The organism is Pseudomonas sp. BN411 (assembly GCF_029871235.1).
Classification (GTDB): Bacteria; Pseudomonadota; Gammaproteobacteria; order Pseudomonadales; family Pseudomonadaceae; genus Metapseudomonas.
Map to the genome: position 1 here is coordinate 1 of NZ_SSOM01000050.1, position 13,545 is coordinate 13,545.

Genomic DNA, 13,545 nt, shown 5'->3' on the forward strand with positions numbered 1-13,545 from the left:
GTTGGGCTTCGCTGCGCGCTGCGCCAACCTACAGGAGCCCGCTCTGTAGAGCCGGACATCCTGTAGGGGCGAATTCATTCGCCAGGCAGGACGCCGTCCTGCCGCGGTGAACCCTTACCAGAGCGGCAGGGTGTAGCTGAGGATCAGGCGGTTCTCGTCGAGGTCGTTGCCGAAGTTGGTGGTGCGCACGGTCGCGTTGCGCCATTTGAGGCCGAGGTTCTTCAGGGGGCCGCTCTGCACCACATAGGCGATGTCGGTGTCGCGTTCCCACTCCTTGCCGTCCTCGCGGCCGGCGCCCAGTTCCACGTCGTCGCCGCTGAGGTAGCGGGTCATGAAGGTCAACCCCGGAATCCCCACAGCGGCGAAGTTGTAGTCGTAGCGGGCTTGCCAGGAGCGTTCTTCGCGGTTGGCGAAGTCGCTGATCTGCACGAAGTTCACCAGGTAGGCGTCGCTGCCGTTGACGTAGGCGAAGCCGGTGTCGCCGCTCATGCGCTGGTAGCCCAGGCCGACGGCATGGCCGCCGAAGCCGTAGGTGAACATGGCGCCGAAGGCCTTGTTGTCGACATTGCTGCCGCCCTCGTCGGTGGAGCGGGCGAAGCGCAGGTCGCTCTTCAGGCTCTGGCCGTCGCCGAGCGCCAGCAGGTGGTTCAGGCTCAGGTAGTGCTGGCGGTAGAAGTCGTCCAGGCGGCTGAAGCCATAGCCGGTAGTCAGGGCGTCGTTCCACTTGTAGCTGAGGTTGGCGAAGTCGAAGGCGTCGCTGGTGGTCTGGCGCGCGCGGATGTTCTTCACGCCCACCGTGGTGATGCTCATGTCTTCGTAATCGGAGGAATCGCGCTGGTTCACCTGGGTGAGGCGTCCGGCGTCGACGGTCAGGCCGTCGATCTCCAGCGAGTTGAGCTGGCCGCCTTCGAAGGTCTGCGGCAGCAGGCGCGAGTCGTTGGCCAGCAGCACCGGCAGCTTGGGCATCAGGGTGCCCAGCTTGAGGGTGCTTTTCGAGGCCCGCAGCTTGGCGGTCAGGCCCAGCTCACCGTACTCGTCCTGGGCGCGTTTGGGCGCTTCGCGATCTCGCTTGAGCAGGCCGGAGCCGGCGCGGTCGGGGCTGGAGTCCAGCTTCACGCCGAGCAGGCCGATGGCGTCCAGGCCGACGCCGATGCTGCCTTCGGTGAAACCCGACTCGTAGCGCAGGAGGAAGCCTTGCGCCCATTCCTCGGCCTTGGCCTGCGGGGCGGCGTGCTGGCGGAAGTCGCGGTTGAAGTAGAAGTTGCGCAGCTCCAGGCTGGCCTTCGAATCCTTAATGAAGTCCGCTGTGGCGGTGCCGGATAGACCGAGGGCGCCGCCGGACAGCAGTAGGACGGTGGTGAGGGGGTTACGGGTCATCGTGATTCCTCTTGTTGTTGTTTTTCAGGTACAGCGGAATAAAAAAGCGCGGCCCAAAGGAGCCCAGGCCGCGCCACGCTCAAACGTCAGAACTGTTCGCTGGAAAGGCCGAAGAGCGGCTCGGCGCCAGTGCGGATGCTGGCCTCCAGGGCGAGGGTGCGCGGTAGCAGGCGGCGGAAGAAGAACTCGGCGGTGGCCCGCTTGGCACCGTAAAAGGCCTCGTCCTCGGCTTGACGCGCCTCGGATACGGCAGCCATGCGCGCCCACAGCCAGGCGTAGGCCACATGGCCGAAGAGCTGCAGGTATTCCACCGAGGCAGCGCCCACTTCGTTGGGGCTGCGGCTGGCCTGGGCCAGCAGCCATTCGCTGGTGCCCTCCAGGCGCCCGAGGGCTTCCAGCAGCTCGGCGGAGTAGGGCGCGGCAGGTTGGCTGGCGAAGGCGCGCACCTCGGCGCAGAACAGCTTGAGCGCGGCGCCGCCATTGGCCACTACCTTGCGGCCCAGCAGGTCGAGGGCCTGGATGCCATTGGTGCCTTCGTAGATCTGCGCGATGCGTACATCGCGTACCAGTTGTTCTTGGCCCCATTCGCGGATGTAGCCGTGACCACCGAACACCTGCTGGCCGAGCACGCAGCTGTCCAGGCCGGTGTCGGTGAAGAAGGCCTTGGCCACCGGAGTGAGCAGGGCCACCAGCGTCTCGGCGCGCTTACGTTCGTCGCTGTCATCGGCGTACTTGGCCAGGTCCAGTTGCTGGCCGACATAGCAGGCGAAGGCGCGGCCGCCCTCGGTCATGGCCTTCATGCTGAGCAGCATGCGGCGCACGTCGGGGTGATGGATGATCGGGTCGGCCACCTTGTCCTGCGCCACCGGGCCGGCGGGTGCGCGGCTCTGGATGCGCTCACGGGCGTAGGCAACGGCGGCCTGGTAGGAGGCGTCGGCGCAGCCAATGCCCTGGATGCCGATGGACAGACGTTCGTAGTTCATCATGGTGAACATCGCCGCCAGGCCCTTGTTGGCTTCGCCGATCAGCCAGCCGCTGGCGCCGTCGAAGTTCATGACGCAGGTGGCCGAGGCCTTGATGCCCATCTTGTGTTCGATGGAGCCACAGGACACGGCGTTCTGCTCGCCGAGGGATCCGTCCGCACTGACCATGACCTTGGGCACCAGGAACAGGGAGATGCCTTTCGGACCAGCCGGCGCGTCCGGCAGCTTGGCCAGTACCAGGTGGATGATGTTCTCGGTCAGGTCCTGCTCGCCTCCGGTGATGAAGATCTTGGTACCGGTGATGCGGTAGCTGCCGTCGGCCTGGGGTTCGGCCTTGGTGCGGATGATGCCGAGGTCGGTACCAGCCTGTGGTTCGGTGAGGCACATGGAGCCGGCCCAGCGTCCTTCGTACATCGGGGGCAGGTAGGTCTGTTTCAGGTCGGCACTGGCGTGGGCATCGATCGCCAGGCAAGCGCCGGAGGACAGCGCGGAATACAGGGCGAAGCTGGAGTTCGCGGCGTAGAGCATTTCCTCGAACTGCACGGCGAGCATCTTCGGCATGCCCAGGCCGCCGAAGTCCGGATTGCCGGAAAGCCCTACCCAGCCACCCTCGATGTAGGTGCCGTAGGCCTCTTTGAAGCCCGCCGGGGTGCTGACCACACCCGCGTGCCACTGCGCGCCTTCTTCGTCGCCGCTGCGGTTGAGCGGGGCGATGAGCTGCCCGGTGACCTTGGCCGCCTCTTCCAGGATTGCGTCGGCGGTATCGGCATCGACCCGTTCGGCCAACGCAGGCAGGCGCGCCCAGAGGGACGGGGCGTCGAAGACCTCATGCAGGACGAAGCGCAGGTCGCGCAGCGGGGCGTTGTATTCGGGCATGGCGAGGAACCTCTGTTACAGCGATTGCGGGAAGGCACGGCCCGCAGGCCGTGCCGGATGGATCAATGGTTGCTGGCGGCCGCGGCTCCCAGGCCGGTCTGGGCGCGGACGAACTGGTCGGCGTAGGCGGCCCGCTCGCGGCTTGCGCGGGCGCTGCGGTCCAGGCTGGAAACCAGCACGATCACCGCGAAGGCCAACGGCATGGAGAACAGCGCCGGGTGGTCATAGGGGAAGATCGCCTTGGCATGGCCGAGCACCGTCACCCACACCGCTGGCGAGAGGATCACCAGCACCAGGGCCGACACCAGGCCGACGAGGCCGCCGCAGAGGGCGCCACGGGTGGTCAGGCCCTTCCAGTACATGGCCATGATCAGCACAGGGAAGTTGGCCGAAGCGGCGACGCCGAAGGTCAGGCCGACGAGGAAGGCGATGTTCATCTGCTCGAACAACAGACCCAGGCCGATGGCCACCAGGCCCAGGCAGACAGTGGCGATGCGGCTCACGCGCATTTCATCCTTCTCGCTGGCACGGCCTTTCTTCAGCACGGTGGCGTAAAGGTCGTGGGAGATGGCCGAGGCCCCGGCCAGGGCCAGCCCGGCGACCACGGCGAGGATGGTGGCGAAGGCCACGGCGGAGAGGAAACCGAGGAACAGGTTGCCACCCACGGCCTGGGCCAGGTGCATGGCGACCATATTGCCGCCGCCCACCAGGGCGCCGCCCAGCTTGCCGTCGACGAAGTACTGCGGGTCGGTGCCGACGATGACGATGGCGGTGTAGCCAAGCACGCAGACCACCAGGAAGAAGAAGCCGATGAAGCCGGTGGCGAACAGCACCGAGCGGCGGGCTTCCTTGGCGTTGGGCACAGTGAAGAAGCGCATGAGGATGTGCGGCAGGCCGGCAATGCCAAACACCAGGCCGAGGGACAGCGAGACGGCATTGATCGGATCGGCCAGCATCGAGCCGGGGCCCATGATGCCGTTGCCGATGGCATGGGTTTCCACCGCGCGGCCGGCCAGTTCCTCGAAGCTGAAGCCGAACTCGCTCATGGCCATCAGCATCAGGGTGGTGCCACCGGCCAGCAGCAGGACGGCCTTGACGATCTGTACCCAGGTGGTGGCGATCATGCCGCCGAAGATCACGTAGACCAGCATCAGCACACCGACCACCACCACCGCCATCTGATAGTCCAGGCCGAACAGCAGCTTGATCAGCTGACCGGCGCCGACCATCTGCACGATCAGGTAGCAGCAGACCACCGTCAGCGAGCCGAGGGCGGCAAAGCTGCGTACGCGGGTCTGGTCGAGGCGGTAGGAGACGATGTCGGCGAAGGTGTACTTGCCCAGGTTGCGCAGGCGCTCGGCCATCAGGAAGGTGATCACCGGCCAGCCGACGAAGAACCCGATGATGTAGACGAAGCCGTCGTAGCCCTTGGTGAATACCAGGCTGGTCAGGCCCAGCAAGGTGGCCGCGGACATGTAGTCACCGGCAATGGCAAGACCATTCTGGAAGCCCGAGATACCGCCGCCAGCGGTGTAGAAGTCGGCGGTGGAGCGGGTGCGGCGTGCGGCCCACCAGGTAATCGCCAGGGTGGCGAGGACGAAGACGAAGAACATGCCGATGGCATGCAGGTTGAGCGGTTGCTTCTGCGCGGTGATGGTGTCTGCGAAGGCGCTCAGAGGTGCCAGGGCGAAGAGGGCGAGGAGCGCTTTCATGCCTGGGCCTCCGCGAGGATTTCTGTGCTGAGGCTGTCGAAACGGGTGTTTGCGCTGCGCACGTACCAGGCGGTCAGCAGCCAGGAAAGGACGATGATGGCGGCGCCCAGCGGGATGCCTCGACTGAGATGGCTGCCCTCGTAGAGTGGCATGTGCAACCAGCCGGGGACGAAGGCCACCAGCATGATGAACAGGTAGTAGACGCCCAGCACCACGGCGCTGAGCGACCAGGCGAGCACCGCGCGTTGGCGTGCCAGACGTTGGAACTTGGGGTTTGACCGGATGCGGTCGCAGCTTTGGACGTGAGGTGTGTTGTGGGTACTCATGACGGGCTCCGCTTGTTGTTGTTGTCGATGCCTGTTGCCGGCCGCCGCAGCTTTATCGGGCATGCGACGGCCCTTGGTGGCAACCGCTGGCTGCCACCCTGTTCTTGAAGCGCTGCTGTGTCCGGCCGCTGCCGGAGGCGGGTTAGAGGTTCTTCGCCATATCCCGCAAGACGTACTTCTGGATCTTGCCGGTGGAGGTCTTCGGCAACTGGGTGAAGATCACCGTCCTCGGTACCTTGAAACCGGCCAGGTGTTCGCGGCAGAAAGTGATGATGTCGGCCTCACGCGTTTCCTGCTGGTCGGCCTTGAGGGTGATGAAGGCGCAGGGAGTTTCACCCCATTTTTCGTCCGGGCGCGCCACCACGGCCGCTTCCAGTACCGCTGGGTGGCGGTAGAGCACGCCTTCCAGTTCGATGGTGGAGATGTTCTCGCCACCGGAAATGATGATGTCCTTCAACCGGTCGCGGATTTCCACGTAGCCATCCGGGTGCCAGACCGCCAGGTCGCCGGTGTGGAACCAGCCGCCCTCGAAGGCTTCGCTGGTCGCACTGGGGTTCTTCAGGTAGCCCTTCATGACGGTGTTGCCGCGCATGAAGATCTCGCCGATGGTCTGGCCGTCCATGGGGGCGGGTTCGAGGGTTTTCGGATCAGCCACCATCACGCCTTCCAGGGTGGGGTAGCGCACGCCCTGGCGGGACTTGATGCGGGCGCGCTCTTCCAGCGGCAGCTCGTCCCATTCCTCGTGCCAGGCACAGACGGTCACCGGCCCGTAAACCTCGGTGAGGCCGTAGACATGGGTCACGCGGATGCCCATTTCCTCTACGGCACCAATCACCTTGGCCGGCGGCGCGGCGCCGGCCACCATGGCGTTCACCGGATGGTCGATGGCGGCCTTGGCCGATTCGGGCATGTTGACCAGGGCGTTGAGCACGATGGGCGCACCGCACAGGTGGCTGACCTGGTGTTCGCGAATCAGGTTGAGGATTTTCTGCGGGTCGACCCGGCGCAGGAAGACGTGCACGCCTGCCAGCGCGGTTACGGTCCAGGGGTAGCACCAGCCGTTGCAGTGGAACATCGGCAGCGTCCAGAGGTAGACCGGATGGTTGCCCATGTTCCAGGTCATCTGGTTGCCAAGGGCGTTCAGGTAGGCGCCACGGTGGTGGTAGACCACGCCCTTGGGATTTCCGGTGGTGCCAGAGGTGTAGTTCAGGGAGATGGCCTGCCATTCATCCTCGGGCCATTGCCAGGCGTAGTCCGGGTCGCCTTCTGCCAGTAGCGCTTCGTAGTCCAGCTCACTCACGGCCACGCCCTCGCCGTATTCCGGGTCCTCGACGTCTATTACCAGCGGTGGGTGGTCGAGCATGCCGATGGCGGCGTGGATCACCTCATGGAACTCGCGGTCGGTGATCAGCACCTTGGCTTCGCCGTGCTGCAGCATGAAGGCAATGGCTTCGGCGTCCAGGCGCACGTTCAGGGTGTTGAGCACCGCGCCGATCATCGGCACGCCAAAGTGCGCCTCGAGCATCTGCGGGATGTTGGGCAGCATCACCGCCACCGTGTCACCCTTGCCAATGCCACGGCCGGCCAGGGCCGACGCCAGACGCCGGCAGCGCGCAAAGGTCTGCGCCCAGTTGCGGCGGATGGAGCCGTGGATCACGGCCGGGTAATGGGGGTAAACGGCGGCAGTACGCTCGATGAAGCTGAGGGGGGAGAGGGCGATGTGGTTGACGGCAGCAGGGGCGAGGCCCTGATCGTAGATCGACATGCTGGATACCCGGCGGCTGATTATTAGCTCTTCTGCACCGGAACATCTGGAAGACGCCGGTAGCTCTCTGGGGTGATTTATATACCAATTTCAGAATTGTATGGAAGTACTTCTATAGTCATATAGTAGAAATACTATATTGTTTCTGTTCCTTCTGCAGGCCGGTATATCCTTGCCCACCCCTCAACCGCTGGACTCGCCATGACCCAGACCCCGGTTCGACTTCACACTTGGCTGCGCCTGCAACACGAGGGCGTGCCCCTGGCGGCCCGCGCCGATGCCCTATGCAGGGCGCTGCGCGGTTGCGCTGAGGTGCGGCAGGCCTTCTATCTGAGCTGGCAATCCGGTGCGCGCATTTACAGCCATGAGGGCAGTTGCCAGCAGCTACCACCGGGGCAAGGTGATCCGCTGCAGGCCAGCGATGAACGTCTGGTCGAGCGTTTGGCAGAGGATGGGCGGCTGTCGCTGCATCAACTCCGCCAGCTCGATTGCTGGCTGGCTGGGCGCCTGCGCCGGGCCGCGATCAGCCATGGCCAAGCGTTCGACCTGACGCTGGAGATCGGCCAGCGGGGGCTGCTGCTGGTGGAAGTGCACGAAGGCGTGGCGCTGGATTGGCTGGGCTGCGTGCACGAGTTACTCACCACTCTGCTCGGCAGCGTCAACGGCCTGTTGCGCGCTTCGCCGTTGCTTGGCCATGACCCGCAACCGAGCCTGCTGGTGGATGCCGGGGCCGCCCCACTGGAACTGAACGCCGCGCTGCTGGCGATGCTCGGGGAAATGCCCATGGCCGAGGTGCTGCGCTTTTTGCCGGTGAACCATGCCTCCCTGGTGCGTGCCTGCCTGGTCCAGGAGCGCGCCATCGAAGGGGTGGAGGCCCAGTGCGGCGAACGCATGCTGGTCTGGACCTATATTCCCGATCCGCGGGAGCAGCGGGTGTTGGCGCGCTGCCGCGAAGCGACCACGCAGATCCTCGCCGAGCGCGAGGCGGCACGGGCGCGTCGCCTCTACCGATTGATCACTGAGAACACCACCGACCTGATTTCCCGGCATACCCCCGAAGGCCGCTTCCTCGACGCCTCACCGGCCTCCTGGACCCTGCTCGGCTACTGGCCGGAAGAGCTGCGCGGACAGCTCGCCCAGTGCCTCTTTCATCCCCAGGAGCTGGCCCAACTGGTGCAGCGCGCCCGGGATGCGCTGGAGCAAGACGGTTACCACACCATGACTTACCGCATCCGCCATCGTGCAGGGCATTACCTCTGGTTCGAGACGGCCAGCCGCGCTATCCGCGAGACCTACACCGGGGCGGTGGTGGAGGTGGTCAGCGTGTCCCGCGACATCACCGCGCGGGTGCAGGCCGAGGAAAACCGGCGACGTCTGGCCGAGGTGGTGGAGGCCAATACTGACCCTGTGCTGTTCGTCGACCCCGCTGGGCACATCACCTACCTCAACCCGGCCGCCCGCCGGGCTCTGGGCCTGGAGGCCCGACAGCCGATGCCGGCGCTGGCCGAGGTGATGCTGGCGGACGATCTTGCGCGCCTGCAGCGTGAGGGCTGGCGCACCGCCGAGCGCAAGGGGGTGTGGAGCATCGATTCGCGGCTGCTGCCACCGGACGGCGGCGCATCGGTGCCGGTGTCCATGGTGCTGCTGGCCCACAGTACGGCGGGAGGCGAACGCTACTACTCGCTGGTGGCCCACGACATGACCGAGCGCGAGTTGCGCGAGGCCCAACAGCGTCGCCACCAGGATGAGCTGGCGCATACCGCGCGGCTGGTGACCCTGGGAGAGCTGGCCTCCGGCATCGCCCACGAGATCAACCAGCCTCTCGCCGCGGTGGTCAACTACGCCAGTGCCAGCCAGCGCTACCTGCAATCCCTGGGCAGCAACCCCAAGGCGGCGGAGCGAGTGGCTCAGGGGCTGGAGCGCATTACCGAACACGCCAACCATGCCTCGGAAGTGATCAAGCGGCTGCGGGCCTTCCTGCGCAAGGGGCAGCGCAAGATGCAGGCGCTGGACGTGGCCGAAGTGGTCCGCGAAGCGGTACGGCTGTGCGCCTGGGAGGCCAGCGCCTGCCAGGTGGCGATCGCCGAGCAATTACCGGACAATCTGCCGCCGGTTTACGCCGATCGGGTGTTGCTCGAACAGGTGCTGCTCAACCTGCTGCGCAACGCCATCGACGCCAACCGCGAGGCTCATCCGGGCCGGGAATCGATGATCCGATTGGCGGCCTCGGCGCAGGACGGCCAGCTGCTCATCGAGGTTTGCGATCAGGGGCCAGGGCTCGGCGAAGAGGAACTGGGGCGCATCTTCACCCCCTTCTACACCAGCAAGCCGGATGGCCTGGGCCTGGGGCTGTCGATGAGCCGCAGCATTATCGAAGGATTCGGCGGCGCACTGGACGGGATGCCGAACGGGGAGGGCGGGCTGCTCATGCGTTGCCGCCTGCCGCTGCAATAACAAGAAGGCAACAGGAGCGATTTGATGTCCAACAGTGGCGAACAGGTGGTCTATGTGGTGGACGACGACCAGGGCATGCTCGATTCCACGGTCTGGCTCCTGGAGTCGGTAGGCCTCAAGGCGCTGCCCTTCACCAGCGGCCGTGCCTTCCTCGACGCCTGCGACGCCAGCCTCGACGCCTGTGTATTGCTCGACGTACGCATGCCCGGAATGGGTGGCCTCAATGTTCAGGAGGAAATGCGCAGCCGCGGCCTGGACCTGCCGGTGATCTTCGTCAGTGGCCACGCCGATGTGCCGATCGTGGTACGCGCCTTCAAGGCGGGCGCCCATGATTTCATCGAGAAGCCCTACAACGAGCAGCTCCTGCTGGATAGCGTGCAGCAGGCATTGTCCCGCGTCGACCACCAGCGCACGGCTTCGGGCGGCCAGGGCCAGTTGCAGGAGTGTCTCGACAGCCTGACTCCGCGTGAGCGCGATGTGCTGCTTCCGCTGGTACAGGGCTACACCAACCGCGAGATTGCCGAGCAGTTGGATATCAGCGTGAAGACCATCGACCTCTATCGTGCCCGCGTGATGAAGCGCATGCAGGCCGAACGCCTGCCTGACCTGGTGGGCATGGCCATCGCAGCGGGCCTGGTTGACCCTCTGAAACTGCGTTAGGCCTGGTTGTTTGCCGGGCCAGGTAGCGGGTGCCCTGCGCACTGGAGGTCACAGCCTGAGCGGTAGGAGTGATTTCAATCACGGATGACCTCACTCCCGCGGCCAGGTTTAATGTTTATCCGTTGCTTAACTAAAGATAGGAAAACCTGAATTTTATTGACCCATCTCGCCGTGCGAGCCTCCAGCGCATTCCAATAACACGGCTTTCCCTCATGGGTTGTCCCACTCCGCACCAATCGCTGCTGGCCGCCTTGCCCCTCGGGCTGGTTCGCGCTGCGCGCCGTGCTCCCGGAGTCGCACCCACGGTCCAGTTCTCCCGCAAGTGGGCCAGCCACCTTCTGATTTCCCTGCCGCTCGAACTCGCCTTCTGGGCGCTCTGGCATTGCCGTCACGCTCGTCCGCCGGATAGCGCTCTCGTCTGATAGGGCCGCCACCGCAGCGGCCACCTCACCCCAGAAAGAGAAGTTCGACCCTTGCCCGAAGCGGCGAGGGTCAGATTGCGTGCCCACGGGCACTAAAGAGAGCGACATGACATTTGCCAGCGTGCAGGAAGCCCGGGATTTCCTCGAACAGAATCCGGATATCGACGCATTCGAACTCTTCATCCTCGACGCCAATGGCGTGCCTCGCGGCAAGCTGTTGCATCGCGATGAGCTCCTGGCCGTATACGAAAGCGGCCGTCCGTTACCCAGCACCATCCTCGGCCTGACCATGCACGGCGAGGATGTGGAAAACTCCGGCCTGGTGTGGGATGTGGGCGATATCGACTGCCGCGCCTATCCGCTGGCAGGCAGCCTGGTACGCATGCCCTGGCGCAAGATGCCCACCGCCGCCGTGCAGGTCAGCATGCACCCGCAAGAGGGGATGCCTGCCGCCATCGCCGACCCGCGCCATGTGCTGGTGGAAGTGATCGATCGTCTCAAGGCCGATGGTTTCTACCCGGTAATGGCCTGCGAGCTGGAGTTCTACCTGCTGGACCAGAAGCGCGATGCTGAAGGCCGCCCGCAACCGGCGCTGGACGCTGACGGCCATCGCCCGCGCGGTACCCAGGTATACGGCCTGCGCGAACTGGAGCAGATCGAGCCGTTCCTCGCCGATCTCTATGCTGCCTGCAAGGCCCAGGGCATTCCGGCGCGCACGGCCATTTCCGAATACGCGCCAGGCCAGGTGGAAATCACCCTGGAACATGGCGATGCGCTGGAAGCCATGGACCAGGCCGTGCGTTACAAACGCCTGGTGAAGGGCGTCGCCCACGCCCACGGCATGCAGGCCTGCTTCATGGCCAAACCCTTCGCCGAGATCGCCGGCACCGGCATGCACATGCATGTGAGCCTGGCTGACGCCGAAGGCCGCAACCTCTACGCCAGCGAAGACCCGGCCGGCACGCCGCTGCTGCGTCAGTCCGTGGGGGGCATGCTCAAGAGCCTGCTGGATTCGCTGCTGCTGTTCTGCCCGAACGCCAACTCCTATCGCCGTTTCCAGGCCAACAGCTATGCACCGCTGGCACCGACCTGGGGTGTGGATAACCGCACCGTGAGCCTTCGCGTTCCGGGTGGCCCGGCCAACAGCCGGCACATCGAGCACCGCATCTGCGGCGCCGACGCGAACCCTTACCTGGCGGCGGCGGCCATCCTGGCCGGCATCCATCGTGGTATCCGCGAGGACATCGATCCGGGTAATCCGATCGAAGGCAACGGCTACGCCCAGGCGACGGAGTTGCTGCCGACCGACTGGCTGACTTCGCTGTGCGCCCTGGAGCAATCCAGCTGGGCCCGCGACGCCTTCGGCACTGCCTTCCTGGGCGTCTACCAGGCGGTGAAACGCGCCGAGTACCGCCAGTTCATGTCCGAGGTCGGCGAGCAGGACTGGCGCTGGTACCTGAACCAGGCTTGAACCCGAATCTCAATGTTGAATCGAGGCTGCTCCTGTAGGGGCGAATTCATTCGCCAAGTAGACCCAACGTCTGCCCTGACGGCCTCGTGAATTTTCGAAGGACCCCACCATGACCGCTGCATTCAAACACCCACTGCCCGCTGCTGAACGCGCGCCTTCCTACTACTCTGCGACCCTCAATGAGGAAACCGCCTATCCCACCCTCGAAGGCGAGGTGAATGTCGACGTCGCCATCATTGGTGGCGGCTTCACCGGCGTGGCGACGGCGGTGGAGATGGCGGAGCGCGGCTACAAAGTGGCCCTGGTGGAGACCCACAAGATTGGCTGGGGCGCCACCGGCCGCAACGGCGGCCAGGTGACCGGCAGCCTGTCGGGCGACGCCGCCATGCGCAAGCAGATGAGCCGCTTCCTGGGCGAGGGCGTGGATGACTTCATCTGGTACCTGCGCTGGCGCGGCCACGAGATCATCAAGAGCCGGGTGGCGAAGTACGGCATCCAGTGCGACCTCAAGCATGGCCACCTGCATGCGGCGATGAAGACCTCGCACATGGACGAGCTGAAGGCTTCCTACGAGGAAGCGGTGCGTCGTGGCATGGCCGACGACGTGACCCTGCTGGACGCCGCCGGCGTGCGCGAACACCTGGATTCCGACCTCTACGTCGGCGCCATCAAGAACACCCGCAACATGCACCTGCATCCGCTCAACCTGTGCATCGGCGAAGCCAAGGCCGCCGCCAGCCTGGGGGCGCTGATCTTCGAACATTCGGAGGTGCAGGACATCATCCACGGCGATCGCCCGGCGGTGGTCACCAGCCGCGGCCGCATCAATGCCCAGCAGATCCTGCTGGCCGGCGACGTTTACCACAAGCTGGAGCGCAAGAAGCTCAAGGGCATGATCTTCCCGGCCATGGGCGGCATCGTCACCACCAAGCCCCTGGGCGACCTGGCCAAGCAGATCAACCCCCAGGACCTGGCCGTCTACGACTGCCGCTTCGTGCTCGACTACTACCGCATGACCGCCGACGGTCGCCTGCTGTTCGGCGGTGGCGCCAACTACTCCGGACGTGATTCCCGCGACATCGAGGCGGAGCTGCGTCCGTGCATCGAGCGCACCTTCCCGAAGCTCAAGGGCGTCGAGATCGACTTCAAGTGGAGTTGCGCCATGGGGATCGTCATCAACCGCATCCCGCAACTGGGCAAGCTGTCGAAGAACGTCTGGTACTGCCAGGGCTACTCCGGCCACGGCGTGGCCACCACCCACATCATGGGCGAGGTCATGGCCAACGCCATGAGCGGCAGCCTGGAGAAATTCGACACCTTCGCCCAGTGCCAGCACATCCGCGTACCGCTGAGCGAGCGCCTGGGCAACCACATGCTGGCGATGGGCATGTGGTACTACCAGATGATGGAAAAGCTGCGCTGATCGATATGTTGTGCGTCTTTGAGCCGGCCTTGTGCCGGCTTCTTTTTTTCTGGCTGCACTAAATGTTGCAAGTAGC

9 protein-coding genes are annotated in these 13,545 nt (G+C 65.0%); 4 read left to right on the forward strand and 5 right to left on the reverse strand.

The genetic code is table 11. The features are described 5' to 3' along the window. Positions 1 to 114: 114 nt before the first annotated feature. The 5 genes from E8F06_RS06745 to E8F06_RS06765 form a co-directional block, all read right to left on the reverse strand. Positions 115 to 1,377 carry an OprD family porin gene (locus E8F06_RS06745; RefSeq protein WP_280365475.1) on the reverse strand — a complete coding sequence of 421 codons (1,263 nt, stop codon included), beginning with the start codon at positions 1,375 to 1,377 and terminating at the stop codon, positions 115 to 117. Between the two features lie 86 nt (positions 1,378 to 1,463). Then, positions 1,464 to 3,236, reverse strand: coding sequence for an acyl-CoA dehydrogenase C-terminal domain-containing protein (locus E8F06_RS06750; protein ID WP_280365478.1), 1,773 nt, complete (start codon positions 3,234 to 3,236; stop codon positions 1,464 to 1,466). Between the two features lie 62 nt (positions 3,237 to 3,298). Continuing rightward, positions 3,299 to 4,948 (reverse strand): cation acetate symporter, encoded by a 1,650-nt coding sequence (locus tag E8F06_RS06755; RefSeq protein WP_280365481.1) that lies wholly within the window; start codon positions 4,946 to 4,948, stop codon positions 3,299 to 3,301. Beyond that, positions 4,945 to 5,274, reverse strand: a complete 330-nt coding sequence (locus E8F06_RS06760; protein ID WP_179060937.1) for a DUF485 domain-containing protein — start codon at positions 5,272 to 5,274, stop codon at positions 4,945 to 4,947. The genes E8F06_RS06755 and E8F06_RS06760 overlap by 4 nt, the downstream gene beginning before the upstream one ends. Positions 5,275 to 5,416: 142 nt before the next feature. Next, positions 5,417 to 7,039 (reverse strand): acyl-CoA synthetase, encoded by a 1,623-nt coding sequence (locus tag E8F06_RS06765; protein ID WP_280365484.1) that lies wholly within the window; start codon positions 7,037 to 7,039, stop codon positions 5,417 to 5,419. A 201-nt stretch (positions 7,040 to 7,240) separates the two neighbouring features. Here E8F06_RS06765 and E8F06_RS06770 point away from each other — a divergent pair, with 201 nt between their 5' ends. The 4 genes from E8F06_RS06770 (at position 7,241) to E8F06_RS06785 (ending at position 13,469) form a co-directional block, all read left to right on the forward strand. Beyond that, positions 7,241 to 9,493 carry a PAS domain S-box protein gene (locus tag E8F06_RS06770; RefSeq protein ID WP_280365487.1) on the forward strand — a complete coding sequence of 751 codons (2,253 nt, stop codon included), beginning with the start codon at positions 7,241 to 7,243 and terminating at the stop codon, positions 9,491 to 9,493. 24 nt (positions 9,494 to 9,517) lie between these two features. After that, the gene (locus tag E8F06_RS06775; protein ID WP_179060934.1) at positions 9,518 to 10,153 is read left to right on the forward strand and encodes a response regulator transcription factor; all 636 of its coding nucleotides are present in this window, start codon (positions 9,518 to 9,520) and stop codon (positions 10,151 to 10,153) included. Positions 10,154 to 10,681: 528 nt separating this feature from the next. Next, positions 10,682 to 12,046, forward strand: a complete 1,365-nt coding sequence (locus tag E8F06_RS06780) for a glutamine synthetase family protein (protein WP_280365489.1) — start codon at positions 10,682 to 10,684, stop codon at positions 12,044 to 12,046. Positions 12,047 to 12,155: 109 nt separating this feature from the next. After that, positions 12,156 to 13,469, forward strand: a complete 1,314-nt coding sequence (locus E8F06_RS06785; protein WP_280365491.1) for an FAD-binding oxidoreductase — start codon at positions 12,156 to 12,158, stop codon at positions 13,467 to 13,469. Positions 13,470 to 13,545: the final 76 nt, after the last annotated feature.

Coding starts and splice junctions, on each gene's coding strand:
- E8F06_RS06765 (WP_280365484.1), bottom strand. CDS start 7,039: ATGTCGATCTACGATCAGGGCCTCGCCCCTGCTGCCGTCAACCACATC.
- E8F06_RS06770 (WP_280365487.1), top strand. CDS start 7,241: ATGACCCAGACCCCGGTTCGACTTCACACTTGGCTGCGCCTGCAACAC.
- E8F06_RS06760 (WP_179060937.1), bottom strand. CDS start 5,274: ATGAGTACCCACAACACACCTCACGTCCAAAGCTGCGACCGCATCCGG.
- E8F06_RS06780 (WP_280365489.1), top strand. CDS start 10,682: ATGACATTTGCCAGCGTGCAGGAAGCCCGGGATTTCCTCGAACAGAAT.
- E8F06_RS06755 (WP_280365481.1), bottom strand. CDS start 4,948: ATGAAAGCGCTCCTCGCCCTCTTCGCCCTGGCACCTCTGAGCGCCTTC.
- E8F06_RS06745 (WP_280365475.1), bottom strand. CDS start 1,377: ATGACCCGTAACCCCCTCACCACCGTCCTACTGCTGTCCGGCGGCGCC.
- E8F06_RS06785 (WP_280365491.1), top strand. CDS start 12,156: ATGACCGCTGCATTCAAACACCCACTGCCCGCTGCTGAACGCGCGCCT.
- E8F06_RS06775 (WP_179060934.1), top strand. CDS start 9,518: ATGTCCAACAGTGGCGAACAGGTGGTCTATGTGGTGGACGACGACCAG.
- E8F06_RS06750 (WP_280365478.1), bottom strand. CDS start 3,236: ATGCCCGAATACAACGCCCCGCTGCGCGACCTGCGCTTCGTCCTGCAT.